At 72.4% G+C, this 24314-nt stretch carries 23 protein-coding genes; 15 read left to right on the top strand and 8 right to left on the bottom strand.

What is annotated here, in order from left to right; translation table 11 throughout:
- Positions 1–159: 159 nt before the first annotated feature.
- The gene (locus tag Q0741_RS19125; RefSeq protein ID WP_298234784.1) at positions 160–453 is read right to left on the bottom strand and encodes a hypothetical protein; all 294 of its coding nucleotides are present in this window, start codon (positions 451–453) and stop codon (positions 160–162) included.
- A gap of 11 nt (positions 454–464) precedes the next feature.
- On the opposite strand from Q0741_RS19125, the gene Q0741_RS19120 reads away from it, so the two are divergent.
- The 4 genes from Q0741_RS19120 to Q0741_RS28915 all read left to right on the top strand — a co-directional run bounded on the left by Q0741_RS19120 (position 465) and on the right by Q0741_RS28915 (position 3600).
- Entirely contained in the window at positions 465–1697 is a 1233-nt protein-coding gene (locus Q0741_RS19120; RefSeq protein WP_298234783.1) for a M43 family zinc metalloprotease, read from the top strand.
- Between the two features lie 5 nt (positions 1698–1702).
- Positions 1703–2005, top strand: coding sequence for a hypothetical protein (locus Q0741_RS19115; RefSeq protein ID WP_298234782.1), 303 nt, complete (start codon positions 1703–1705; stop codon positions 2003–2005).
- A gap of 107 nt (positions 2006–2112) precedes the next feature.
- The gene (locus Q0741_RS19110; RefSeq protein WP_298234781.1) at positions 2113–3393 is read left to right on the top strand and encodes a M28 family metallopeptidase; all 1281 of its coding nucleotides are present in this window, start codon (positions 2113–2115) and stop codon (positions 3391–3393) included.
- An 18-nt stretch (positions 3394–3411) separates the two neighbouring features.
- Entirely contained in the window at positions 3412–3600 is a 189-nt protein-coding gene (locus Q0741_RS28915) for a hypothetical protein (RefSeq protein WP_367184146.1), read from the top strand.
- Between the two features lie 25 nt (positions 3601–3625).
- On the opposite strand, the gene Q0741_RS19105 is transcribed toward Q0741_RS28915, so the two are convergent.
- Positions 3626–5254, bottom strand: coding sequence for an alpha-amylase family protein (locus tag Q0741_RS19105; protein ID WP_298234780.1), 1629 nt, complete (start codon positions 5252–5254; stop codon positions 3626–3628).
- 165 nt (positions 5255–5419) lie between these two features.
- Between Q0741_RS19105 and Q0741_RS19100 the strand changes: the two genes are divergently transcribed.
- From Q0741_RS19100 to Q0741_RS19080, 5 genes are all read left to right on the top strand, one after another.
- Positions 5420–5809 carry a cobalt-zinc-cadmium resistance protein gene (locus tag Q0741_RS19100; RefSeq protein ID WP_298234779.1) on the top strand — a complete coding sequence of 130 codons (390 nt, stop codon included), beginning with the start codon at positions 5420–5422 and terminating at the stop codon, positions 5807–5809.
- A gap of 110 nt (positions 5810–5919) precedes the next feature.
- A complete protein-coding gene (locus tag Q0741_RS19095) occupies positions 5920–7161 on the top strand; it encodes a TolC family protein (protein ID WP_298234778.1) in 1242 nt (413 codons plus the stop codon).
- A gap of 11 nt (positions 7162–7172) precedes the next feature.
- Positions 7173–7727: a hypothetical protein gene (locus tag Q0741_RS19090; protein ID WP_298234777.1), complete on the top strand. Its 555-nt coding sequence runs from the start codon at positions 7173–7175 to the stop codon at positions 7725–7727.
- Complete coding sequence (locus Q0741_RS19085; RefSeq protein WP_298234776.1) at positions 7724–8839, top strand: HlyD family efflux transporter periplasmic adaptor subunit; 1116 nt, start codon at positions 7724–7726, stop codon at positions 8837–8839. The genes Q0741_RS19090 and Q0741_RS19085 overlap by 4 nt, the downstream gene beginning before the upstream one ends.
- Before the next feature lie 13 nt (positions 8840–8852).
- Complete coding sequence (locus tag Q0741_RS19080; RefSeq protein ID WP_298234775.1) at positions 8853–11972, top strand: efflux RND transporter permease subunit; 3120 nt, start codon at positions 8853–8855, stop codon at positions 11970–11972.
- Positions 11973–12000: 28 nt separating this feature from the next.
- Here Q0741_RS19080 and Q0741_RS19075 read toward each other — a convergent pair whose 3' ends face one another.
- The 4 genes from Q0741_RS19075 to Q0741_RS19060 are packed head-to-tail and all read right to left on the bottom strand — an operon-like array spanning position 12001 to position 16257.
- Positions 12001–12360 (bottom strand): hypothetical protein, encoded by a 360-nt coding sequence (locus Q0741_RS19075; RefSeq protein ID WP_298234774.1) that lies wholly within the window; start codon positions 12358–12360, stop codon positions 12001–12003.
- Complete coding sequence (locus tag Q0741_RS19070) at positions 12360–14867, bottom strand: cbb3-type cytochrome c oxidase subunit I (protein ID WP_298234802.1); 2508 nt, start codon at positions 14865–14867, stop codon at positions 12360–12362. The genes Q0741_RS19075 and Q0741_RS19070 overlap by 1 nt, the downstream gene beginning before the upstream one ends.
- Positions 14868–14890: 23 nt before the next feature.
- Positions 14891–15859 carry a c-type cytochrome gene (locus Q0741_RS19065; RefSeq protein WP_298234773.1) on the bottom strand — a complete coding sequence of 323 codons (969 nt, stop codon included), beginning with the start codon at positions 15857–15859 and terminating at the stop codon, positions 14891–14893.
- The gene (locus tag Q0741_RS19060; RefSeq protein WP_298234772.1) at positions 15856–16257 is read right to left on the bottom strand and encodes a c-type cytochrome; all 402 of its coding nucleotides are present in this window, start codon (positions 16255–16257) and stop codon (positions 15856–15858) included. The genes Q0741_RS19065 and Q0741_RS19060 overlap by 4 nt, the downstream gene beginning before the upstream one ends.
- An 88-nt stretch (positions 16258–16345) precedes the next feature.
- Between Q0741_RS19060 and Q0741_RS19055 the strand changes: the two genes are divergently transcribed.
- Positions 16346–17221: a c-type cytochrome gene (locus Q0741_RS19055; RefSeq protein ID WP_298234771.1), complete on the top strand. Its 876-nt coding sequence runs from the start codon at positions 16346–16348 to the stop codon at positions 17219–17221.
- Positions 17222–17339: 118 nt separating this feature from the next.
- Entirely contained in the window at positions 17340–18371 is a 1032-nt protein-coding gene (locus Q0741_RS19050) for an SDR family oxidoreductase (RefSeq protein WP_298234770.1), read from the top strand.
- A gap of 321 nt (positions 18372–18692) precedes the next feature.
- On the opposite strand, the gene Q0741_RS19045 is transcribed toward Q0741_RS19050, so the two are convergent.
- A complete protein-coding gene (locus Q0741_RS19045; protein WP_298234769.1) occupies positions 18693–19295 on the bottom strand; it encodes a DedA family protein in 603 nt (200 codons plus the stop codon).
- A gap of 185 nt (positions 19296–19480) precedes the next feature.
- Between Q0741_RS19045 and Q0741_RS19040 the strand changes: the two genes are divergently transcribed.
- The gene (locus Q0741_RS19040; protein WP_298234768.1) at positions 19481–20482 is read left to right on the top strand and encodes a PHB depolymerase family esterase; all 1002 of its coding nucleotides are present in this window, start codon (positions 19481–19483) and stop codon (positions 20480–20482) included.
- A 31-nt stretch (positions 20483–20513) separates the two neighbouring features.
- Here Q0741_RS19040 and Q0741_RS19035 read toward each other — a convergent pair whose 3' ends face one another.
- Positions 20514–20918 (bottom strand): VOC family protein, encoded by a 405-nt coding sequence (locus Q0741_RS19035; RefSeq protein ID WP_298234767.1) that lies wholly within the window; start codon positions 20916–20918, stop codon positions 20514–20516.
- 246 nt (positions 20919–21164) lie between these two features.
- Here Q0741_RS19035 and Q0741_RS19030 point away from each other — a divergent pair, with 246 nt between their 5' ends.
- The 3 genes from Q0741_RS19030 to Q0741_RS19020 form a co-directional block, all read left to right on the top strand.
- The gene (locus tag Q0741_RS19030; RefSeq protein ID WP_298234766.1) at positions 21165–23411 is read left to right on the top strand and encodes an ATP-binding protein; all 2247 of its coding nucleotides are present in this window, start codon (positions 21165–21167) and stop codon (positions 23409–23411) included.
- A gap of 100 nt (positions 23412–23511) precedes the next feature.
- Positions 23512–23808, top strand: coding sequence for a hypothetical protein (locus tag Q0741_RS19025; RefSeq protein ID WP_298234765.1), 297 nt, complete (start codon positions 23512–23514; stop codon positions 23806–23808).
- 320 nt (positions 23809–24128) lie between these two features.
- On the top strand, positions 24129–24314 hold a 186-nt coding region (locus Q0741_RS19020), incomplete at its 3' end, for a hypothetical protein (RefSeq protein ID WP_298234803.1).

The raw sequence follows: 24314 nt of genomic DNA, 5'->3' as shown, positions 1-24314 counted from the left end.
TCCCAACCCCTTTTGCGCCCCCCGGCCATGGTCGCGACCATGCTCCGCTCGGGCCGCATTTTCCAGTGCCCATCGTCACTTCGTCGCGCGGCCGGCCGGCCGGCCGGCCATACCCTGGCTGCTTGGTGGCTGTCAGCCTGCCAAGCACGGGCGCCAGCTTCATGTAGTTGATGTCCGGAAGGAGGACGCCATGCGAGGGAAGAAGGCCAAGGACGCGTCGATGATGGGTTCGAGCAATGGTTGCGGCTGCGACGAGATGCAGGCCGATGCCACCCAGGGCGACGATTCGACGCGCAACGACGACATGCCGGGCATCACGGAAGTGTTGTCCCAGGGCGGCCCGCGTGTCATGCCGCGCAGCCGCGGCTCGCGGCGCGACCAGATGCCCGGCGGCTCGATGGGCGCCGAGGCGGAAGGCGAGGACGACGGCAGCGGCATGCCCAGCGGCAGCATGAACGGCGACGGTGACCTGCCCCCCGCCGGCGGTGGTGGTGGCGGCGGGGACGGCGGCGGCCCCACGCCGCGCGCGCAGGTGCGGCACGATGGACGTGCACCGGCGGCTGCTGGCCACGTCGCCGGAGTACGCGCGGGCGCGCAGCGCGATCGAGAACATGGCGCGCCAGTACGAGCTGGACCCTTCGGCCGCGGCGCAGCGGCCCGGCGTGACGCGCATCCCGGTGGTGGTGAACGTGGTGTGGAACACCCCGCAGCAAAACATCTCCGATGCGCAGATCACCAGCCAGATCGACGTGCTCAACCGCGACTTCCGGCGCACCAACCCGGACGTGAACAACACGCCGGCGCCGTTCCTGCCGCTGGCCACGGACGCGCGCATCGAGTTCTTCCTCGCCACGGTGGACCCGGACGGCGCGCCCACCACCGGCATCCGGCGGCGGCAGACGACGGTGAGCTCGTTCTCCCACAACGACGCGGTGAAGTCGCAGGCCACCGGTGGGCTGGATGCCTGGCCGTCCGACCGTTATCTCAACATGTGGGTGTGCCAGCTCGGTGGCGGGCTGCTGGGCTACGCGCAGTTTCCCGGCGGCCCGCCGGCCACCGACGGCGTGGTGATCACGCACACGGCCTTCGGCACCACCGGCACGGCCGCGCCGCCGTTCCACCTTGGACGCACCGCCACGCACGAGATCGGCCACTGGCTCAACCTCAACCACATCTGGGGTGACGACGGCACCGGCTGCAACGGCACCGACAACGTCGCCGACACGCCGAACCAGGGCGGCGCCAACACGGGCAAGCCGACCTTCCCGCGCTTCTCGTGCAACAACGGCCCGAACGGCGACATGTTCATGAACTACGTCGACGACGAGGCGATGTTCATGTTCTCGGCCGGCCAGGTGGCGCGCATGCAGGCCTGCCTGGACGGGCCGCGGGCCACCATCAGTCCGATCCTGGCCGCGTCGATCCGGCCCAGCTCCTCGCCGGTGGTGGCCTGGGGCGCGAACCGGCTGGACGTGTTCGTCACGGGCACGGACAGCGCGCTGTATCACAAGTGGTGGAACGGCTCATCTTGGGGCCCGTCGCTGACCGGCTACGAGGGCCTGGGCGGTGTCATCACCGCGTTCCGGCAGCCTTCACGGCGGGTACCGCGCGAGGAGCCCGTGTCGGTGGAGGCGATGCCCACGCCGCTGCCGTTCCAGCATGAATACGGCGGCGGCTCCGCCGCGTACCGCTCATGAACGGCATGGGTGACGCCCTGGCCCTGGGCGGCAGCTGGCTGCACTCCTTCGAGGAGGACGAGGCCGGCGGCGTCCAGGTCTACCGGCCACAGGACTTCGCCTTCCCGCCCAGCCGGCGCGGGCGGGAGTCGCTGGACTTCAGCGTGCCGGGCCAGGTAGCCATGGGCGCGCCTGGCCCGGATGACCGGCCGCGCTCGGCGACCTCGGGCCTCACGGCCCTGGGCATGAACCGCTACCAGCTGGGCGACGGCCGCGTGATCGAGGTCGTCGAGGCCCGGCCGGAGCTGCTCAAGGTGCGCCAGGTCTGATGCGCGGCGCCCGTCCGCCCTGAAGTCCGCGGGGCCCCGCTGCCCGGCAGGGTCCCGCGCACTCGCCCGGACGGGACCGATTCATTCAACCGTCTGGAGGACCTCTCATGACACCCCTGGCTGTCGTCCCCGCGGGGGCGGACGCGCAGGCTCGCAAGCGAGCCGAGAGCGATGGCGGCATCCGTTGGTGCCGCTTCAACGACGAGACCCTGTACTGGCGCCCCGGTGGCGAGGCCGAGGGGCTGCCCGCCGGGCTGCTGCGCCACGCCGGCCCGCCGCAGCAGGCGCGCGGGAAGCTGTATCTCGTGGTGCAGGTGGGCAACGCCTTCATCGACGAGTTCCCTGCCGCCCGCGTCCTGATCAACAAGGGCCGCTACCTGGCGGTGGACCTCACGCCGGCCGAGGTCCGCGCGCTGCGGGCGCACGAGGACGCCTGCTTCTCCTTCTGCCCGCTGCCCGAGGACGCGGTGGTGCTGCGCACGCTGGAGGCGGGCCAGCGGCGCGAACCCGATCCGGCGCTGGCGCCGTTCGTGGCCGAGGTCTCGGAGGCGGAGCTGATGCGCACGCTCTCCGCCCTGACCGGGTTCCGCACCCGGCATTCCTTCAGTGCCGACTTCAGCGCCGCGGCCGACTGGTGCCGCGCGCAGCTGGAAAGCAGGGGCTTCACCGCGGTGAAGACGCCCATCGCGGTGGGCGCGCAGCGCAGCTTCAACGTCGTGGCCGACAAGGCGGGCACAGGCAGCGGCCGGCGGCTGGTGCTGGTCACGGCGCACCTGGACTCGGTCAACCTCTCCGGCGGGGCCGGCGCGGCGGCGCCCGGTGCGGACGACAACGCCAGCGGCGTGGCCGGCGCGCTGGAGATCGCGCGCGTGCTGGGGCCGGCCGCCGCGGCGCACGACCTGCGCATCGTCCTGTTCGGTGGCGAGGAGCAGGGCTTGCACGGCAGCAGGCAGTACGTGGCGGCGCTGCCGGCGGCCGAGCGGGCGCGGGTGGATGCCGTGATCAACATGGACATGATCGCCACGCTCAACACCGCCGCGCCCACCGTGCTGCTCGAAGGCGCCGCGGTGTCGCAGGCGCTGATGGACGAGCTGGCCGCCGCGGCGCGCGACCACACCGCGCTGCAGGTGCAGACCTCGCTGAATCCCTTCAACAGCGACCACGTGCCCTTCATCGACGCCGGGCTGCCGGCGCTGCTGACCATCGAGGGCGCCGACAGCGCCAACCACGACGTCCACACGGCGGGCGACACGCTCGACAAGATCCACGCCGGCTTGGCGCGCCAGATCGTGCAGACCAACGTGGCCGTCGTGGCGCGGCGGGTGCAGGCCCAGGCTCAGACGCAGGCCGCCACGGCCCGCCCGGCGTCGTCGCCGGTGGTGGCGTGAGGCGCGAACCGGCTGGACGTGTTCGTCACGGGCACGGACGGCGCGCTGTATCACAAGTGCTGGAACGGCTCATCGTGGGGCCCGTCGCTGACCGGCTACGAGGGCCTGGGCGGCGTCATCACCGCGTTCCGACAAGCGTCGCGGCGAGTGCCGAGGGCGTGGGTGGCGATGGCGCCCAGCGCGCAGGCGGCGGCTGCGGCGGTTTGAGCGCGGCGGTACTGCCGAAACGGCATCACCCGCAGCGCAGCCACTGGTAGCCCCAGGGCCCCAGCTTCAGCCGGCACTCGCCCTCGCCGGCCGAGGAACCTTCCAGTGGTCGGCCGGCCAGCAGGTCATGGATCTCCCCGCGGGCGCCCTCCAGCGGCAGCGACAGCTCCAGCGGCTGCGAGCCCAGGTTGTGCAGCGTGAACAACACGTAGCCGAAGCCCTCGCAGCGCTGCGCCAGCAGCGCCGGCGGGCCGATGTCCAGGAAGCGGCAGGCGCCTTCGCCGAAGGCATCGCACTCGCGCCGGATGCGCAGCATGCGCTCCACGCGGTTGAGCAGCGACTCCGGGTCGCCGCGCTGCGCCTCGACGTTGACGCGCTCGAAACCGAAGTCGCCGCCGCTGATCACCGGCAGCGGCAGCCGCTCGGCCGGCGCGCTGGAGAAGCCGCCGTTGGGCGCGTCGCTCCACTGCATCGGCGTGCGCACGCTGGCGCGCTCGGCCAGCGACAGGTCCTCGCCCATGCCGATCTCGTCGCCGTAGCGCAGCACCGGCGCGCCGGGCATGGTCAGCAGCAGGCTGTGCGCCAGCAGCAGGCGGCGCCGGTCGTTGCCCAGCATGGGCGCCAGCCGCCGGCGCAGCCCGCGGTCGTAGAGCTGCATGGACGGATCGGGGCCGAAGGCTTCGAACACCTCGTGGCGCTCGTCTTCGGAGAGCCGGCCCAGGTCCAGCTCGTCGTGGCTGCGCAGCAGGTTGGCCCACTGGCACCAGGGCGGCAGCGCCGGCAGCTCGGCCCAGGCCTGGCGCAGCGGCGTCGCGTCGCCGCGCGCCAGTGCCAGGAACAGGTGCTGGTTGACCCAGAAGTTGAAGGACATGTGGATGCGGTCGCCGTCGCCGAAGTAAGCCGGCACCTCGTCGGGCGTGATGTTGGCCTCGGCCAGCAGGCAGGCGTCGCCGCGCAGCAGCTGCACGTGCTGGCGCAGCTCGCTGAGGTAGTGGTAGGCCATCTCCTGCTCGGCCTGCGGCAGGCCCTTGAGCTCCAGCAGGAAGGGCAGGGCATCGACGCGGAAGCCGCTCACGCCCAGCTGCAGCCAGAAGCCGGTGATCTTCTCGATCTCGCGCCGCACCGCGGGGTTGGCGATGTTGAGCTCGGCCTGGTGGCTGTAGAAGCGGTGGAAGTAGTAGGCCTGCGCGGCCTCGTCCCAGGTCCAGGTCGTGCGCTGCGTGCCCGGGAAGACCACGTCCTCCTCGGCGTCCTCGGGCTTGTCGTCGCGCCAGACGTACCAGTCGCGCAGCGGGGACTGGCGGTCGCTGCGCGCGGCCTGGAACCATGGGTGGTCGGTGGAGGTGTGGTTGACCACCAGGTCCACCAGCACGCGGATGCCGCGCTCCCGCGCCAGCCGCGCGAACTCGACGAAGTCGCCCAGGGTGCCCAGGCGCGGATCGATGCCGTAGTGGTCCGTGATGTCGTAGCCGTTGTCGCGCATCGGCGACGGGAAGAAGGGCTGCAGCCAGACGCAGCTGACGTTGAGCCCGTAGAGGTGGTCCAGCCGCGCGCTCAGCCCGGCGAAGTCGCCGATGCCGTCGCCGTTGCCATCGGCGAAGGTGCGCACGTCCAGGCAGTAGATGGCGGCGTTCTTGTACCAGTGGCGGGCCATGGTCGGCGGAGGGGAGGGGGGGGCGCAACGCGCGTGGCAAGTGGGGGTCCTGGGGCACATGGCTGGCCGGACATGAGAGCCAGCCCCGCACCCCTCCGTTGCCCCCGCACCCAATCCCCACCAAGCCCGGCCCGCGCACCCCGCATTGCTAGACTCCCGCCCCTCATGCGCCGTTTCCTGCTCATCGTCCTGATGTTCGTCCTGCCGCTCCAGTGGTCCTGGGCCGCGGCGGCGAGCCTGTGCGGGCACGAGGCGGCGGGCGCTGCCACGCGGCATTTCGGGCACCACCAGCATGAGCACCACGGCGCCGAGGCCGGCCACGACGCGGGCAAGTCCGCCAAGGCCGAGGGCGCCGACAAGAAGGCCGGCCTGGGCAGCCTGGGCGCCGATGCCGACTGCGGCGTGTGCCACGGCTTGGGCGCCGCCTTCCTCGCCACCGTCGATGCCCAGGCGCCGCCCTGGATCGGCACCGGCGCCTTCCCTCGCTACCAGGCCGCGGTCCCGGACCGCTCGCCGGACACGCTGCTCAGGCCACCCCTGCCCCTCGTCGCCTGACCGGGCCGGCGGGGCGGTTTCTTCATCGAGCGCACCAGACGCGGTGCGCCGCCCCTCGTCGGCATCGCATTCCGCGGGCCGCTGCGCCCGCCATCGCGACGAGAGGACCCATGAGACAACGACGCTGGGGCATCCCCAGCGGGCTGGCGCTGGCCTGGATGGCCGCCTGCCTGCCCGTACACGCGCAGCCAACGGCCGCGTTCCACCACGACATCCGGCAAGGCTTCGAGGCGGCCTGGGCACGCCAGCCCGAGGCACGCGCCGCCGCGTTGCGACAGGCCGCCGTGGCTGCCGCCTCCCAGGCGGCCCGGCGCTGGTCGCCGCAGCCGCCAGCCCTGGAGATCAATGCCCGCAGCGACCGGCCGCACCGCAACGAGGGCGCCCGCGAAGTGGAAGCCACCGTGGCCGTGCCGCTGTGGCTGCCCGGAGAGCGCTCCGGCACCCAGGCCGTGGCATCGGCGGAGGCCACGCTGGCGCAGGCACGCATCCACGCCGCCCGCTGGCGCGTGGCCGAGCAGGTGCGCGAGGCCTACTGGGCGCACCAGCGCGCCCGGCTGGAACGCGAGCTGGCGCAGCAGCGCCGCGGCAACGCCCTGCAGCTCAGCGCGGACGTGGCCCGGCGTGTGGCCGCGGGCGAACTGGCCCGGGCCGACGCCCACCAGGCCGAACTGGCGGTGGCCGCAGCTGACGCGGCCGTGTCCCAGGCCGAGGTGGATCTGGCCCAGGCCGCGCAGCGCTGGGCGGCCCTCGTCGGTGCGGAAACCGTCCCGGGCGACACGCCTGCTCCGGAACCGATGCCGCCGACGCTGGAGTCCGAGGCCCTTCATCCGGCGCTGGGCGAGCTGGCGGCGCGGGCGGAGTCCGCGGCCCGGCAGCGGCGGCTCGCGGCGGCGCAGAACCGCGCGCATCCCGAGTTGGTGCTGGGGACCGTGCGCGAGCGCGCCGAGCGGGCCCAGCCATCGAGCCAGAGCCTCATCGTCGGCCTGCGCGTGCCCCTGGGTACCCAGGGCGACAGCGCCGCGCGCGTGGCCGCGGCGGGCGCCGAAGAGCTCGAAGCCCAGGCCGCGCTGGCGCTGGAGCAGGACCGCGTGGCGGCCGAGGTGCGCGCGGCCCGCGCGCGGGTGCAGGCGCTCGGCGCTTCGACCGATGCCGCCGAGCGCCGCGCCCGGCTCGCGGCCGAGCTGCGGGGGTTCATCGAGAAGTCCTTCCGCGCCGGCGAGAGCGACCTGCCGGCGCGGCTGCGCGTCGAGCTGGAGGCCGTGGAGGCCGAGCGCCTGGCCGCCCGCGCCCGCATCGATCTGGCCGCTGCCGTCTCGCAGCTGCGCCAGGCCCTGGGCCTGTTGCCCGAGTAAGGGAAAAGCACATGAACCTGAAGAAATTGCTGGCCGGCCTGGGGCTCGGCCTGGCGGTGCTGGCGTCGGCGCTGGCCGCCGACGAGCACGGCCATGACCACGACCACGATCACGGCGCGCCGGCCCAGGAGGCTGGCGCCGCGCTGCCGCGCTTCGCGGCGGTTTCTGAGACCTTCGAGCTGGTGGGCATCGTCAACGGCACGCACGTGGCGCTCTATCTGGACCGCTTCGAGGACAACGCGCCGGTCACGGGCGCGCGCATCGAGCTGGAGATCGGCGGCGCCAAGCTGGACGTCGAAGCGCACGAGGGCGCCTACGAGGCCACGCTGGCCGAACCGCTCAAGCCCGGCGTCGTCCCGGTCATGGCCACGGTCTGGGCCGGCGACCAGGACGACCTGCTGATGGCGGAGATCGACGTGCACGAGGCCGAGCACGCCGACGAGGCGCCAGTTCCGGCCTGGCGCCGCCTCGCGCCCTGGGTGGCTGCCCTGGCGGCCAGCCTGGCCGCCGCTGTCTGGATCGTCCGGCGCGTTGCGCGCCGCGCCCGCACGGGAGGTGCCGCATGAGCGCCCGGCTGATTGCCACGCTGCTGCTGGCCGCGCTGATCGGCAGCGCGCTCTCCGTCCGCGCCGCGGACGAGCATGGGCACGACCATGGCGACCCGGCACCGGCGGCCAACGCCAACGGCCCCAGCCGCCGGCCCGACGGCAGCGTGTTCCTGCCCAAGCCGGCGCAATACCAGCTCTCGGTGCGCACGATGCGCGTGCAGGCCGGCGAGCTGGCCCGCACGCTGGAGCTGGCCGGCACCGTGGTGATGGACCCCAACGCCGGCGGCAAGGTGCAGGCCTCCATCGCGGGCCGCATCGAGGCTGGCCCGCGCGGGTTGCCCTCGGTGGGACAGGCCGTGCGCAAGGGCGAGGTGCTGGCTTTCGTGGCGCCGTCGGCCTCGCCGCTGGAGCGTTCCGGGCAGGCCGCGCAGCTGGCCGAGGTCCAGGCCGCGCGCGTCCTGGCCGACAAGCGCCTGGCGCGGCTGCAGGCGCTGTCGGACACCGTGCCGCGCCGCGAGATCGAGGCGCTGGAAGCCGAGGTCGCCAGCCTGGACGCGCGCGCCCGGGTGCTGGGCGGCGGGCTCGCAGCGCGGGAGGCCCTGGTGGCGCCCGTGGCCGGCGTGATCGCCTCGGCCCACGTGGTCGCGGGCCAGGTGGTGGATGCGCGCGAGCTGGTCGTCGAGATCGTCGATCCCTCGCGGCTGCGCGTGGAGGCCCTGGCCTACGACGCCGCGGTGGCCGGCGACGTGGCCGGCGCCACGCTGGCCGTGGGCGGCGAGCGCGTGCCGCTGCGCTTCCTGGGCGCCGCGCGGGTGCTGCGCGAGCAGGCCCTGCCGCTGAGCTTCGCGGCCCAGGGGCCGGCGCTGTCGAGGCTGGCCGTGGGCCAGCCGGTGCAGGTCTTCGTGCGGACGCGGGCCAAGGTCCAGGGCGTCGCCGTGCCGCTGGCCGCGCTGATGAAGAGCCCGTCGAACCAGACCATCGTCTGGGTCAAGACGGCGCCGGAGCGCTTCGAGCCGCGCGTGGTCACGGTCGAGCCGCTGGATGGCGTGCACGCCGCCGTCACCTCGGGCCTGCGGCCCGGCGAGCGCGTGGTCACCTCGGGCGCGGCCCTGGTCAACCAGGTCCGCTGAAGGAGCACCCCGCATGTTCAAGTGGCTACTGGCCGGCAGCCTGTCCAACCGGCTGCTGGTGCTCATTGCCAGCCTCGTGCTCATGGCCTACGGCGCGTGGACGCTGTCGCGCACGCCGGTGGACGTCTTCCCGGACCTCGACAAGCCCACGGTCACCGTCATGACCGAGGCCGGCGGCATGGCCGCCGAGGAGGTGGAGCAGCTCATCACCTTCCCGCTGGAGACGGCGATGAACGGGCTGCCCGGCGTGGAGACGGTGCGCTCGGTCTCCTCCGCGGGCCTGTCCTTCGTTTACGTCACCTTCGACTGGGGCACCGAGATCTACCGCGCGCGGCAGATGGTGTCCGAGCGCCTGGCGGCGCTGGAGGAAGGGCTGGCCGAGGGCGTCGTGCCGCGCATGGGGCTCATCAGCTCGATCATGGGCGAGATCCTGCAGGTCGCCGTGCCGGTGGACACGGCCCGCATCTCGCCGATGGCCGTGCGCGAGTACGCCGACTGGGTGCTGCGCCCGCGCCTGATGGCCATTCCCGGCGTGGCGCAGGTCATCCCCATCGGCGGCGAGGTGCGGCAGTTCCAGGTGCAGCCGGATACGCGGCGCATGGCCGAGCTCGGCATCACGCACGAGCAGCTCGAAACCGCGCTCAAGGGCTATTCGTCCAACACCTCGGGCGGCTTCCTGGAGCTCAACGGGCGCGAATACCTCATCCGCCACCTGGGCCGCAGCTCGCTGCTGGAGGACCTGCGCAACCTTGCGCTCACGGCGCGGGACGGGCAGCCCATCCTGCTGCGCCAGGTCGCCCAGGTGGGCTTCACACCCGCGCCCAAGCGCGGCGATGCCGGCTTCGAAGGCCGGCCGGCCGTGATCCTGGGCATCCAGAAGCAGCCCACGGCCGACACCATCGGCGTCACGCGCGCGGTGGAGAGCGCCCTCGACGGCCTGAAGGCCTCGCTGCCCGCGGGCATGGACGCGCCCCGGGTGACCTTCCGCCAGGCCAGCTTCATCGAGGCGTCCATCAACAACCTGCAGGCCAAGCTCATCGCCGCGTCGGTGTTCGTGGCGCTGATCCTGTACTTCTTCCTCGGCACGCTGCGGCCCACCGTCATCGCGCTGACCGCGATCCCCGTGTCGATCTTCGTCACGGCGCTGGTCTTCCGCTGGTTCGGGCTGTCCATCAACACGATGACGCTGGGCGGCCTGGCCATCGCCATCGGCGGGCTGGTCGATGACGCGGTGGTGGGCGTGGAGAACGTGCTGCGCCGGCTCAAGGAGGACCGGGCCCGGCATCCCGGCCACCACCTGCACCCGATCGAGCTGGTGGCGCGCGCCACGATGGAGGTGCGCTCGGCGATCCTTTACGCCACCGTGATCATCGTGCTGGTGTTCGTGCCGCTGTTCGCGCTGCCGGGCATGGAGGGACGGCTGTTCATCCCGCTGGGCATCGCCTTCATCGCCTCGACGCTGGCCAGCCTCGTGGTCTCGGTGACGGTGACGCCGGTGCTGTCCTTCTACCTGCTGCCGCGCATGAAGTCGCTGGCGCACGGCGACACGCGGCTGCTGGCGGGGCTCAAGCGGCGCTATGCCGCCGCGCTGCAGCGGGTGCTGCTGCGGCCGAAGGCGGCGCTGGCCGCCGGTGGCGCGGCGGTGCTGGCGGCGCTGGTGGCGGTTCCCTTCTTCCCCACGACCTTCCTGCCGCCCTTCAACGAGGGCACGCTGCTGGTGGGGCTGCGGCTCAACCCCGGCGTGACGCTGTCGGAGTCGGCGGCCCTGGCGCGGCAGGCCGAGGCGCTGGTGATGAAGGTGCCCGAGGTCACGCACGTCGGGCGGCGCAGCGGCCGGGCGGAGCTGGACGAGCACGCGGAGGGCGTGCACGTGAGCGAGCTGGACGTGGGGCTCAAGCCCACGCACGAGCTCACGCGCCCGATGGGAGACATTGCGGCCGACATCCGCGCGCGCCTGGTGAACCTGCCCGCGGCCGTCTCCATCGGCCAGCCCATCTCGCACCGCATCGACCACATGCTCTCGGGCGTGCGCTCGCAGATCGCCATCAAGCTCTACGGCGAGGACCTGGACACCCTGCGCGCCCAGGCCGACACGCTGCGCGCCCGGCTGGCCGCCATTCCCGGCGTGGCCGACCTGGAGGTGGAGAAGCAGGTGCTGGCGCCGCAGATCAAGGTGCGCGTGGACTACGCCGCGGCGGCCCGCTACGGCGTGCCGGCGCCGCAGGTGCTCAGCGTGCTGCAGAGCCTGGTGGAGGGCGAGAAGGTCACGCAGATCGTCGAGGGCGGCCGGCGCTTCGCGCTGGTGGTGAAGCTGCCGGAGGAGGCGCGCTCGGCGCGGGGGGTGCAGGACATCCTGATCGAGACGCCCACGGGGCGCGTGCCGCTGTCGCGGATCGCGTCCATCGAGGACGGCGACGGCCCCAACCAGATCAGCCGCGACGACGGGCGGCGGCGCATCGTGCTGTCGGCCAACGCGCAGGGGCGGCCGCTGTCGGAGATCGTGGCCGACATGCGCCGCGTGCTGGCCGACACCCGGTTGCCGGAAGGCTATTTCGTGACGCTGGGCGGCCAGTTCCAGGCGCAGGAGGAGGCGTCGCGGCTGGTGGGGTTGTTGTCGCTGGTGTCGCTGGCGCTGATGTTTGCCGTGCTCTTCAGCCGCTACCGTTCCGCGCGGCTGTCGCTCCTGGTGATGGCCAACATCCCGCTGGCGCTGGTGGGCGCGGTGTTCGGGCTGTGGCTGGCGGGGCAGCCGCTGTCGGTGGCGGCGCTGGTGGGCTTCATCACGCTGGCGGGCATCTCGGTGCGCAACGGCATCCTGAAGGTCAGCCACTACCTGAACCTGATGCGGCTGGAGGGCGAGAGCTTCAGCCACGCGATGATCGTGCGCGGTTCGCTGGAGCGGCTGGCGCCGGTGCTGATGACGGCGCTGGTGACGGCCTTCGCGCTGGCGCCGCTGCTGTTCGAAGCCGAGCAGCCGGGCACGGAGGTGCTGCACCCGGTGGCGGTGGTGATCTTCGCCGGCCTCGTCAGCTCGACCCTGCTCGACACCTTCCTGACGCCGGCGATGTTCTGGCTGTTCGGGCGGGAGGATGCGGAGCGGCTGACGCGGGAGGAAGGGGGCGAGGCGCTTTGAGCTTGCACAGCCTGGGGCGACGCTGCCCTCACCCCGCCCCGCACGCCGGCAGCATCGCCAGCGGCAGCCCGGTCCAGGCCATGCCCACCAGTGCCAGCAGCGCGCCGAGCAGCCGCACCCGCGGCAGCAGGCGGCCGCCCACCTGCCGGCCGGCGGCGAAGGCACGCCACAGCAGCAGCGCGCCCAGCGCCAGCGCCAGCACCGTGGCGCCGCCCATCAGCAACCGCAGTTGCTCCGCCGTGAGCCACGCGCCGCCGTGCAGGATCGCCGTGCAGCCCACCGCCACGGCCCCGTAGCAAAAGGCGAAATGCAGCGCCCACAGCAGCAGCGGCGCGCTGCCGGCCCAGGTGCCGGCGAAGAAGGGGAAGCGGCGGCCGACGCTCTTCATCACATCAGGGCCGCGACGGCATGCGGCAGCAGCGCCGTGATCACGCCCTGCGCGCAGGCGCCCCACCACAGCAGCGCGGTGTTGTCCCAAGTGGCGCGCTGGCGCGGCGTGAGCAGCCCATGCCACAGGCGCGCCGCCAGGTAGGCCGCCGCCACGAGCAGCAGCACCACGTGAAAGCCCAGGTAGCTCAGCAGCCCGGCGATGGTGGCGCCCCAGCCGTGGGCCGTGGGCGCCAGCCCCGTGTCCACGAAGGCCCCCAGCAGCAGCGCGAAGGCGCCGACCGTCGCCCCGGTGGCGGCCAGCAGCGGCAGCAGCCGCCAGCGCCCGGGTGCGCGCGCACCCAGCCCGTGCCCGGTCCAGGCGAACAGCGCGCCGCCGAGCACGAAGCCGCCGGCCGCCAGCGCCACCCGGCCCAGCGAGGGCAGCGCCGCGCCGGGCGGCGGGCACTCGGGCGCGAGCATCGCCAGGTGCACGTGGGCGAAGGCCATGGAGGCCAGCACCATGAAATCCACCACCAGCACCACCACCGTGGCCCACCAGGAATGCGACCAGCCGAGCCGGTCGCCCACGGGCAGCCGCACGCCGTCGGCCACCTGCGCGTCGCGGTCGGCAGGCAGGCAGTCGGTCTGCCACAGCCAGGCCAGCACGCAGCCCACAGCCAGCAGGCCGCCCGCCGTTGCCGGAACGAACCACTTCACCGTCAGCAGCAGGAAGAAGGCCGCCGTGCCCAGCGCGCCCAGCACCGGCAGCCAGCTCGGCCCGGGCAGCACGATCAGGTGGTGCGGATCGGCACGCAGCGGCGTGGTGAAAAGCGTCTCGCGCCGTCCGGTGGCCGTGCCCGGCAGCCAGTGGCGCCCGGCTTGAGCCTCCTCGGCCAGGCTGGGCCGCTGCCACAGCGGGTGGCTGCTCTCCACCTGCGGGATGCTGCGCATGCCGTAGTTGGCCGAGGGCACCCACTCCAGCGTGGGCGCGTTCCACGGGTTCTGCTGCGCGCGCCGCGGCTGGCGCAGCGTGCGCACCACGTCCAGCAGCAGCAACAGGAAACCCAGCGTCAGCACCAGCGTGCCGGCGGTGGACAGCAGGTTGGGCCCATCCCAGCCCAGCCCGGTCTCGTAGGTGTAGACGCGCCGCGGCATGCCCAGCAGCCCGGCCAGGTGCATGGGGAAGAAGGTGAGATGGAAACCACCGAACACCAGCGCGAACACCCAGCGCCCCAGCCGCTCGCTGAGTTGATTCCCGCCCAGCAACGGCATCCAGTAGTACAGCGCCGCCAGCACCGGCATCACCATGCCGCCGATGAGCACGTAGTGCAGGTGCGCGACGATGAAGTAGCTGTCATGCGCCTGCCAGTCGAAGGGCAGCGCCGCCACCATCACGCCGGTGAGCCCGCCCATCGTGAAGGTGACCAGGAAGCCCAGCAGGAAGAGCGTGGGCGTGTTCCAGCGCACGCGTCCGCGCCACAGCGTGCCCAGCCAGGCGAAGACCTGGATGCCCGCCGGGATGGCCACCGCCATGCTCGCCGCCGAGACGAAGCTCAGGCTCAGCGAGCCCAGCCCGGCGGTGAACATGTGGTGCGCCCACAGCGCGAAGCTGAAGAAGCCCGTGGCCAGCAGCGCCGCGATCACGGCGCGATGCCCCACCAGCGGCGTGCCCGCCAGCGCGGGCAGCATCACCGAGACCATGCCCGCCGCGGGCAGGAAGATGATGTAGACGTCCGGGTGCCCGAAGAACCAGAACAGGTGCTGCCACAGCAGCGGGTCGCCGCCGCGCCCGGCGTCGAAGAAGGGCCAGTCGAAAGCGCGCTCCATCTCCAGCAGCGCGGTGCAGGCGATCACGGCCGGGAAGGCGAACACGATCATCAGGCCCACGATCAGCATCGCCCAGGCGTACACCGGCATGCGCACCAGCGTCATGCCCGGCGCGCGCGTCAGCAGGATGCCCACGATCAGCTCGACGGCACCGGCAATGGCCGAGATCTCGATGAAGCCGATGCCCAGCAGCCAGAAATCGGCGTTCAGCCCCGGCGATTCGACCCGGCTGGTGAGCGGCGGGTACATGAACCAGCCGCCATCGGGCGCCAGGCCGAGGAACAGCGTGCAGAAGAAGGCCAGCCCGCCGAAGGCATAGGCCCAGTACGCGTAAGCCGACAGGCGCGGGAAGGGCAGGTCGCGCGCGCCCAGCATGTTGGGCAGCAGGTACACCGCGACGGCTTCGACGATGGGCACGGCGAAGAGGAACATCATCACCGAGCCGTGCATGGTGAAGACCTGGTTGTAGGTGCCCGGCGCGAGCAGCGTGTTGCCCGGCACCGCCAGTTGCGCGCGCATCAGCAGCGCCAGCACGCCCGCCAGCAGCAGGAACAGCAGCGCGGTGGCGATGTAGAGCTTGCCGATGTAGGTGTTGTTGACCGCCGTCACCGAGCGCCGGCCGCGCGGCAGCTCCCACACGCGCTCCAGCGCCGGCAGCTCGTCGGGCGGGCGCGGCAGGCTGCTGGGCAGCTGGCGCATGGCGGCCTCGTCGCCTTCGGGTGTCACCGCAGCTGCTCCAGGTAGGCCGCCAGCGCGTCCAGCGTGGCGGCGTCGAGGTGGGCGTAATCGGGCATGCGCGCGCCGGGCTTGATGTCCTGGACGCCCACCAGCCAGCGCTTGAAGGCGCCGGCCTCGTTGGGCAGCGCGCCGGCGCCCAGGTACAGCCGGCCGCCCACGTGCGTGAGGTCCGGCCCGCGCGGCGCGCCCTCGGCGTGCCCGCGCACGCTGTGGCAGGCGGCGCAGCCCTGCGCGACGAAGGCTGCGCGGCCCCGTGCGGCCAGCGTGGCCTCGGCGGCTGCCGGCTGCGCCGGCGGGGTGGTGCTGGCCGGGCGCGCCTGGCGCGCGAGCCAGGACTCGAACTCGGCTTGCGGCAGCGCCACGACGTGCAGGGCCATCTTCGCGTGCTGCAGGCCGCAGTACTCGGCGCACTGGCCGCGGAACACGCCGGCGCGCCGCGGCGTGACCACGAGGTGGTTCACCCGCCCCGGTACCAGGTCGCGCTTGCCGCCCAGCTCGGGCACCCAAAGGCTGTGGATCAGCTCGTCGGCCGTGAGGCCGAGTTGCGTGGCCCGGCCTACGGGCAGGCGCAGCTCGTTGGCCAGCACCACGTCCGGGCCGCCGGCCGGATCGCGGTAACGCACCTCCCACCACCACAGCCGGCCCGTGACCGTCACCACCAGCGGCGGCTGCGCCAGCGTGCGCTCCAGCCCCGCCGTGCGCGCGGTGCTGTAGAGCAGCAGCGCGCTCAGGACCGTGACCGGGAACACGAGGCCGCCGCCCACCACCCACCACGCGTTCGGCACCGCGCGCCGTGGCCCGCGCCGCAGCGTCCAGCCCAGCAGGACCATGACGCCCACGAAGATGACCGCCGCGCCGATGAACAGCACCCAGCTCAGCTCGCTCAGCGCCGCGGCCTCCATGCCGGCCGGGGACAGCACGGAGGGGCTGGAGGGGGCCGGCGGGGCGCTCATCGCAGCGTCAGCAGGTAGGCCGCCATGTCGCGCGCGTCGGCCTCGCTCGCGCCCATGTCGGGCATGCGCGTGCCGGGCACCAGGGCCTGCGGGTCCTGCAGCCAGCGCACCAGGTTGTGCGGCAGGTTCGGCACCTGGCCCGCGATGTAGCTGCGCTGTCCGAACCCCGCCAGCGTCGGCGCGCTGCGCCCGGCCGCCGAGGGCACCTCCGGGATCACGTGGCAGCTGCCGCACTGGTAGCGCGCCAGCAGCATCTGCCCGCGCCGGGCGTCGCCGCCTTCGACGCGGGCGAAGCGCGGCATCTCCGCCTCCGTGCGTCCGCAGCCGGCGGCGCCCAGGCACAGCAGCACCGCCAGGGCGGTGATGGCGCGGCGCGGGTGGCGGGTGATGGAAGGCATCGCGCGAGGCGGGACCAAGAATCGTGCCCGCTCAAGGCGCGCGGCTTGCAGGAGGCTGCGGCATCGGCACCGGAGCGTCCTGGCACTGATGAAGAAAAGCTTGCTGCTGTTGCTGGCCGCAGGGCTGCTGGCGCTGGCCGGCCTGGCCGCGTTCGTGCGCCTGGGCCTGTACGACACCTCGGCCACCACCTCCCACACCGGGCCGGTGTACGCGCTGCTGGAAACGGCCATGCGCTACTCGGTGCGCGTGCGTGCCGACAAGGTGGAGGTGCCGCCGCTGCGCGAGCCGGCGCGGCTGGCGCTGGGCGCCGCGTGCTACCGCAGCCACTGCGTGCAGTGCCACGGCGGCCCGGGCGTGGCGCAGGAGCCCATCGGCCTGAGCCTGCAGCCACTGCCCGGCCCGCTGGCGGACGCGGCGCGGCGCTGGCGCCCGCAGGACGTCTACTGGATCACCCGGCACGGCATCAAGATGAGCGGCATGCCGGCGTGGGAGCTGCGGCTCACGGACGAGGAGCTGTGGGCGGTGGTGGCCTTCGTGGACCACATGGCCGAGCTCTCGCCCGCCGGCTACGCGCAGGCCATGGAACGGTCGCAGCCGCTGCAGTGCGCCGCCGCGGCCCGATGCGACGGCCGCCCCGATTGCCGCTCCGCGCCCACCGCCGACCTGCGTCCGCTGCAGTCGCGCGACGCGCAGGACCAAGCGAAGCTGGCGCTCACGCAATACGCCTGCGTGGCCTGCCACCGCATACCCGGCATCGTGGGCCCGGACACGCACGTGGGACCGCCGCTGGAAGGGCTGGCACGGCGCGAAGTCCTGGTCGGCGGGCTGCCCGCCACCGCCGACAACCTGGTGCGCTGGATTCGCGAGCCCCAGCGCATCGACCCGCACACCGCGATGCCGGACATGGGGGTCACCGAGGAGCACGCGCGGCTGATGGCGGGGTATCTGCTGCGGGGGCGGTGAGCGCTGGCGGCCGGGGTGTTCCGGGCTTGGTTCTTGCCGAGGGCGCGCATGCAGACGCAGCGCCCTGACTCTTTCGTCGCTCCTGACTGCTTTGGGCTCTGCCCGGAAGGCTCACGCCATGGCTGATGTACGCCACATGGACCGCACCGACTCTCCCTCCCGCCGCCGCGTCGTGGTCGTCACCGGCGCGTCGGCCGGCATCGGCCGGGCCATCGCGCAGGAGTTCGGCCGCAACGGCTGGCGCGTGGCGCTGCTGGCGCGCGGCGAGGACGGGCTGCAGGCGGCCCGCGCCGAGGTCGAGCGGCTGGGCGGCGAGGCGCTGTGCATCCCGACCGACGTGAGCGACGAGGGGCAGGTGGAGGCCGCGGCCGATCGCGTGGAGGGCGAGTGGGGCCCCATCGACGTCTGGGTCAACAACGCGATGGCGACCATCTTCGCGCCGCTGCTGGAGGTGTCCGGGGACGATTTCCGCCGTGCCACGGACGTCACTTACCTCGGCGCGGTCTGGGGCACGCGGGCCGCGCTGCGGCGCATGAAGCCGCGCGACGCCGGCACCATCGTGCAAGTGGGGTCGGCGCTGGCCTACCGCTCTATCCCGCTACAGGCGCCGTACTGCGGCGCCAAGGCGGCGCTGCGCGGCTTCACCGACTCGCTGCGCTGCGAGTTGGCGCATGACCGCAGCCGGGTGCACGTGACCATGGTGCAGCTCTCGGCCTTCAACACGCCGCAGTTCGACTGGGGCCGCACCACCATGCCGCGCAGCCCGCGGCCGATGGGCAAGATCTTCCAGCCCGAGATCGCGGCGCGCGCGGTGTACTGGGCCGCGACGCACAGGCGGCGCGAGCTGTGGGTGGGCTGGCCCGCGGTGCAGGCCATCCTCGGCACGAAGGTGGTGCCCGGCTTCCTGGACCGGCTGCTGGGCGCTCGCGCCGTCGAGGGGCAGCAGAGTGACGAGCCCCTGCCAGCGGGGCGGCGCGACAACCTGTGGCAGCCGGTGCCCGGCGACCACGGCGCGCACGGCCGCTTCGATGCCCAGGCCACGGACCGCAGCGCGCAGGCGTGGATGACCACGCACCGCGCCCCGCTGGCCGCTGCGGCGCTGGGGCTGGTGGCGGTGTGGTCGCTGGGGCTGCGGCGCAGGCGCTACTGAGCGCGCCTGGACACTTCGTCCCGGGTCTGCGCCATAGAAGTCCGTCATGCCTGCGAAGACGCACTGCTGTCCGGGAAAAGTTGCTGGACGCTGGCCGCAAGCTGATTCGGTCCGCTTTCTACTTCGTCATTCCCGCGAAGGCGGGAATCCAGGCGGCCCCACGTCAGCCCGCAGCCTGGGCGCTGCGAACCAAGGGCCAAGCTCCGGTGTTCCAACCGATCTACTTGCGGCGGCTTGGGGGCCACCTGGGTCCCCGCCTGCGCGGGGATGTCGAAATATTTATCGAACCCGACCAGCCCACGGCCAAGACTCCAAGCCGCATCAACCGTGCTGGTGCCCCTGCCGCACCACGCGCGTCACGTAAACGACGATGCACAGGACGAAGATGCCCGTGGACAGCGGGTTCATCCAGGACGAGATGCGCTCGTACTGGTCTTCGAGCAGGTAGCCCGCGCCCGTGAGCAGCGCGCACCACAGGCCGGAGCCCAGCGCCGTGAAGGCGGTGAAGGTGAGCAACGGCATGGCCGTGAGCCCGGCGGGCAGCGCCACGACGGTGCGCAGCGCCGGGACCAGCCGGCCGAGCACGAGCACGATGGGCCCGCGGCGCTTGAACCAGGCTTCGGCCCGGTCGATGTCGTCGGGCGACACCGTCAGCCAGCGGCCATGCTTTTCCGCCAGGCGCTTGAGCCGGGCACAGCCCAGCAGGCGTCCCGCGGCATACCAGGGATAGGCGCCCACCACCGAGCCCACGACGCCGGCCAGCAGCACCAGCAGCGGATGGCGGTCGCCCGTGGCGGCCAGGTAGCCGGCGAAGGGCATGATCAGCTCGGAGGGCAGGGGCGGAAACAGGTTCTCGGCCAGCATCAGGGCCGCGATGCCCAGGTAGCCGTGGTCCCTGATGAAACCGATGACCCATTCCGCCATGACCCGCCTCCGCGTTGCAGTTGCCGGGGCGCCGCGCCACGCACGCCGGCCGCCTCGAACAGCCCAGGGCAAGGCACGTGCGCTGCGGGCCTGTTGCGGCAACAACTCGCAACGCCGCCGGGGTGGCAGCGCTTAGCCTGCGGGCCTGCGAACTCATGGCGCTGGACGCGCCGGTCTGGAACGGAATGCCTTCTTCAAAACTCGTCTCGATCTGGCAGCGCAGTGCGCGCAAGCAGGTGCGCACGCTGGCGAAGGCCGGCGAGCAGGCCACGCGGCAGTGGGCCAAGGCCGTGGCCGCGGCGAACGCGCCGCCGCCGGGGCAGGGCGACTGGCTGCCGGGCATGACGCTGGGGCCGGCCGGGCTCCGGGCTTGGCGCTTGTTCCGTCCCGCCGCGGCGCGACCGCGCCAGCGCCTGCCCATGCTGGTGATGCTGCACGGCTGCGGCCAGGACGCCCGGGAGTTCGCGCTGAGCACGGGCATGAACCGCATCGCCGCGCGCGAGGGCTTCCTGGTGCTCTATCCCGAGCAGGACCGCCGCGCCCATCCGCAGGGCTGCTGGAACTGGTACGACACCCGCAGCGGCCAGGCGCTGGCCGAGGCCGCCACGCTGGTGGCCGCCATCGAGCAGGCGGCGTTGCTGTACGGCGCGGACCGCGGACGGCTGGCCGTGGCGGGCCTGTCGGCCGGCGCCAGCATGGCGGCGCTGCTGGGCGTGCGGCAGCCGGGGCTGTTCCGCGCCGTCGCCATGCATTCCGGCGTACCGCCGGGCGTGGCGCGCTCCTCGGGCACGGCCGTGCGCGCGATGCTGGGCCTGGGCCGCGCCGGTCCCGTGCCCGTGGGGCCGATGCTGCTGGCCGCGGAGCCGCTGCCGCCGCTGCTGGTGCTGCACGGCAGCGCCGACGCGGTGGTGTCCTCGCGCAACGCCGCGGCGGCGGCCGAGCTGTGGGCGCAGGCTGCCGGCGCGCGGCTGTGCAAGCCGCGCGAGGTGCGGCGCGGCCAGCGCCACGCCATGCAGGTCACCGACTACAAGTGCGGCCGCCGTACCGTGGCGACCCTGTGCGAGGTACAGGGGCTGGGCCACGCCTGGAGTGGCGGCGACGCACGCCAGCGCTTCAGCGACCCGGTGGGCCCCGATGCCTCGCGGCTGGTCTGGCGCTTCGTGCGCTCGCAGTTCGAGGCCGGCTGAGGCCCGTCGGGGGCGGCGCGGCGCTGCCGCTTCAGGTGGCGATGGCGTCGTAGCCCCGGCCGGTGAACTGCACCAGGCAGAAGCCGTGTCCGAAAGGGTCGGCGAAGGTGGCGAGGCGGCCCCAGGCGAAATCGGAGACGGGCTGCTCCGGCGTCGCGCCGGCGGCGAGCACGCGCCGCACGGCGGCCTCGATGTCGTCCACGGCGAAGTCCAGGTGCACGGGGCTCCAGTGGCGCCGGTAGTCGCGCCGCTGCGCCGTGTGGGGCGAGGGGGCCGTGCCGGGCGCCTTGCGCAGCAGGTACAGGGGCGACGGCGCACCGAGCAGCTCCACCACGTCCGGGCCCAACCGGCGCCCAAGCCTCAGCCCGAAGGCGGCGAGGTAGAAGGCCTCGGCCCGCTCCAGGTCGTCCACGTCGATGTTGATCAGGATCTGCATGACCCTTCTTCCGGAAGCTTCATTCGGCCCGGAAGATGTCCGAGGCTCCCATGGTGGTTGAGCCTGTGACCAAGCCCCGGTGGCGAGGCCGCCGGCTTGTTTGGCAAACTGCTCCGGTGCCGGAGCGGTTTGTCCAGCTTGGGCCGTAGCACGTCGCCAATATCCCTTTGCGTCGCCAGGCATCGAAGCTGCTTCCGCAGTCGTTCAGCGCCCTGCGACCCTACACCGAAGAAGGCTTGGCAGTAGATGCCCCATTCCTCGCGCCAACCCGTTCCCGAGCACACGGCAAGCGGCGCTGTGGTGTCGCTGGACAACTGCGACCGCGAGCCCATTCACATCCCGGGCGCCATCCAGCCCCACGGGGCGCTGCTGGCGCTGGACCGGCTGGGCCGGCTCAGCCACGCCAGCGCCAACGCGGCCGAGCTGCTGGGGCCGTTGCCGGCCTTTGGCGAGCGCCTGCGGCCGACCGACCTGGACGCGCAGGAGGCCGTGCACGAGCTCGTGCGCGAGGTGCTGGAAGCCAGCGCCGTGGACGACGAGGTGGGGCTGCGCTCGGTGTCGATGGAGCGCAACGGCCAGTGCTTCGACGTCGTGGTGCATGCACATAACCAGTGTGTGCTGTGCGAGTTCGAGCTGAGGAAGCAGAGCGCCGAGGAACGCGCTGCCTTCGCCCAGAAGGCCTACCGGTCCATGAGCCACCTCAAGCGGCAGCCCAGCGTCGAGCGGCTGCTGGACGAGGCGGTGCTGCAGATCCGCGCCATGACGGGCTTCGACCGGGTCATGGGCTACCGCTTCCGCCATGACGACAGCGGTGACGTGGTTGCCGAGGCGCGCCGCGAGGACCTGGAGCCCTACCTTGGCCGGCGCTACCCGGCCAGCGACATCCCGGCCCAGGCGCGCCGGCTGTACGTGCTCAACACGCTGCGGCTGATTGCCGACGTGAACTATCGGCCCGTGCCGATCTTGGACGGCGGTTCAGCCTCCGGGCCCCTGGATCTGAGCCACAGCGTGCTGCGCAGCGTCTCACCCGTCCACGTGGAGTACCTGCGCAACATGGGCGTGCAGGCATCCATGAGCGTGTCGATCGTCGTGGGCGGCCGCCTGTGGGGAATGATCGCCTGCCACCACATGAGGCCGCTGCAGGTGCCCTATGCCGTGCGGCTCGCGTGCGACGTGCTGGCCCAGCTGTTGGCCTCCACGGTGCAGACGCTCGATGCCAGGGCCCGGGAAGCGCTGGTGGCGCGTGCTGCCTGGCTGCGTACCGAGCTCACCACCCGCATCGCCGAGGGCGACTCGGTGAGGGACGTGCTGGCCGCGGAGGCGGGCGTCATTGCGAAGAACCTGGGATGCGATGCGTTGATCATCGCGGGCGGCGGGCGGCTGCACGCCCACGGCCGTGTGGACCTGCGGTGGGCAGAGGCCCTGGTGGCCGAGCTGGCGCGGCGGGATCGCAACCTGGTGCACATCACCCGGGCCGAGGAGCTGCCCTCGTCGCCGGACGGCACCTCGCCCCCGTACTGCGGTGTGCTGGCCCTGGGATATGACCGTGCCGACCAGGGCTGGCTCGTCGGCCTGCGCCTGGAACAGGTGCAGACCATCCGCTGGGGTGGCAGGCCGGACAAGGTGATCGCGCACGGCCCGCTGGGGCCGCGCCTGACGCCCCGGGGCTCGTTCTCGGAGTGGTGCGAGACGGTGCACGGCACGGCCGTGCCGTGGGACGACACGCAGCTGGAGATCGCCCGCCAGCTGCTGGACCACCTCACCCGGGCCCATGCCGACCGCGTGGTGATGATGGACCGAGCCCGCTCGCAGCTCTGGGCGGTGCTGGGGCACGACCTGCGCAACCCGCTGCAGTCGATCAGCATGGCCGCGCAGGTCATCGACCGGGTGGGCGCGAACGAGCGCATGAGTTCTGTGCTGCGCAATTCCACCAACCGCATGCAGCGGCTCATCAGCGACGTGCTGGACATCTCGCGGCTGCAGAGCGGGCTGGGCCTGGGCATGAGCTTCGGCCAGGTGGACCTGGTCCCGTTGGTGAATGAACTGGTCGAGGAAATCGTGGTGGCCTATCCCGACACGGTCGTCGAGCGCCGCTTGCCGGCGCGCTTGCCGGTGGAGGTGGACACCGGCCGCTTCTCCCAGGTCATCTCCAACCTGCTCAGCAACGCGCGCCACCATGGCCGCAGTGGTCCCATCGTCATCGCCGCGCGCCAGGAAGGCGACGCCGCGGTGGTCGCCGTGACCAATCCCGGCGAGCCCATCGCGCCGGAGATCGCCGCCAGCCTGTTCGATCCCTTCAAGCGCGAGTCGGTGCGCAACATGCGCAATCCGTCAGGCATGGGACTGGGGCTTTTCATCGCGGACCAGATCGTGCGCGGCCACGGCGGGCAGTTGCGCTACGAGGCTGCCGATGGCGAGGTGCGCTTCGAGCTGCGTGTTCCACTGCTGCAGCCCTCGGAGCCAACGCGCCAGCCACCAGACCCGACGCCCTGAGGCTGCCAGTCCGGCGCCAGCGGGACGGCGCCACGGACTCGCCTTTCCCGGCACAAAGCTTGCGGTGGTTGCGGCATCAAATACAGGACAGACCGGAACCATGCAGTACAGCCCTGCGCCGCTCCAGCGATCGCCCTCGCGGAGCTTTGCCGAGTTATGCAGTCAACTGAAGAACTTGCAGAAGAGTCGGCTTCCCGTCACGCCCGATGCAGGCTACATCTGTATCGGGCTGGAGAACCAGCCGGGCGTCGTGTCGCACGTCGTCAGGACGACGCGGCTCGTGGATGCCGTCAAGGTGATGGAGCTGCTCGTGAATGCCGGCTGGGTGCCCGTCGGCGATGGCCACTCCAACAATGACGAGGCCCTGGTCATGCGTGTGTATCGCAGAGGGCCCTGAAGCGCGCCCACGGCGATTGCGATTTTTCGCCGTGCGTCACGCGTCCACGAGTGGCGCACGCGCGGCTTCGCGTCACAGCAGGATGACCAGCAGCAGGTTCACCGCCACCATGCTCATGCAGGTCCAGACGACGATTCTCTCGGCCCGTTTTCTCGAACGGTCCCAGGCTTCTTCGCACGTGGCAGTGCTCATGAACGGCTCCCTTGAGGTTTCGTGGCGTGCCGTGAGCTGGGAGGCTCACGGCGACAGGCAGGGGCCGTGACGCAAAATGCTTGCCAGCGCGGCGGCAGGCCGGTCCGGCAAGAGACCGTTGGACGCAGGTGAGCCTGCAATCGAGTGAAGCCGCGGTCCACAACAACACCGGGAGGTCACCGTTGAACCACGTCCTGATCGTTGACGATGAACAAGATTCCGCCCGCATGATGGCGGCGCTGATAGCGGCCGAGCAATGCACCGTGGCCACGGCGCACAACCTGCGCGATGCGCGGCGCCAGATGGCGCTGCAG

The sequence above is a fragment of the uncultured Azohydromonas sp. genome, assembly GCF_937926365.1.
Lineage (GTDB): Bacteria > Pseudomonadota > Gammaproteobacteria > Burkholderiales > Burkholderiaceae_C > Azohydromonas.
The sequence above is the reverse complement of the archived record's forward strand: the minus strand, read 5'-3'. Positions and strand labels throughout refer to the sequence as shown.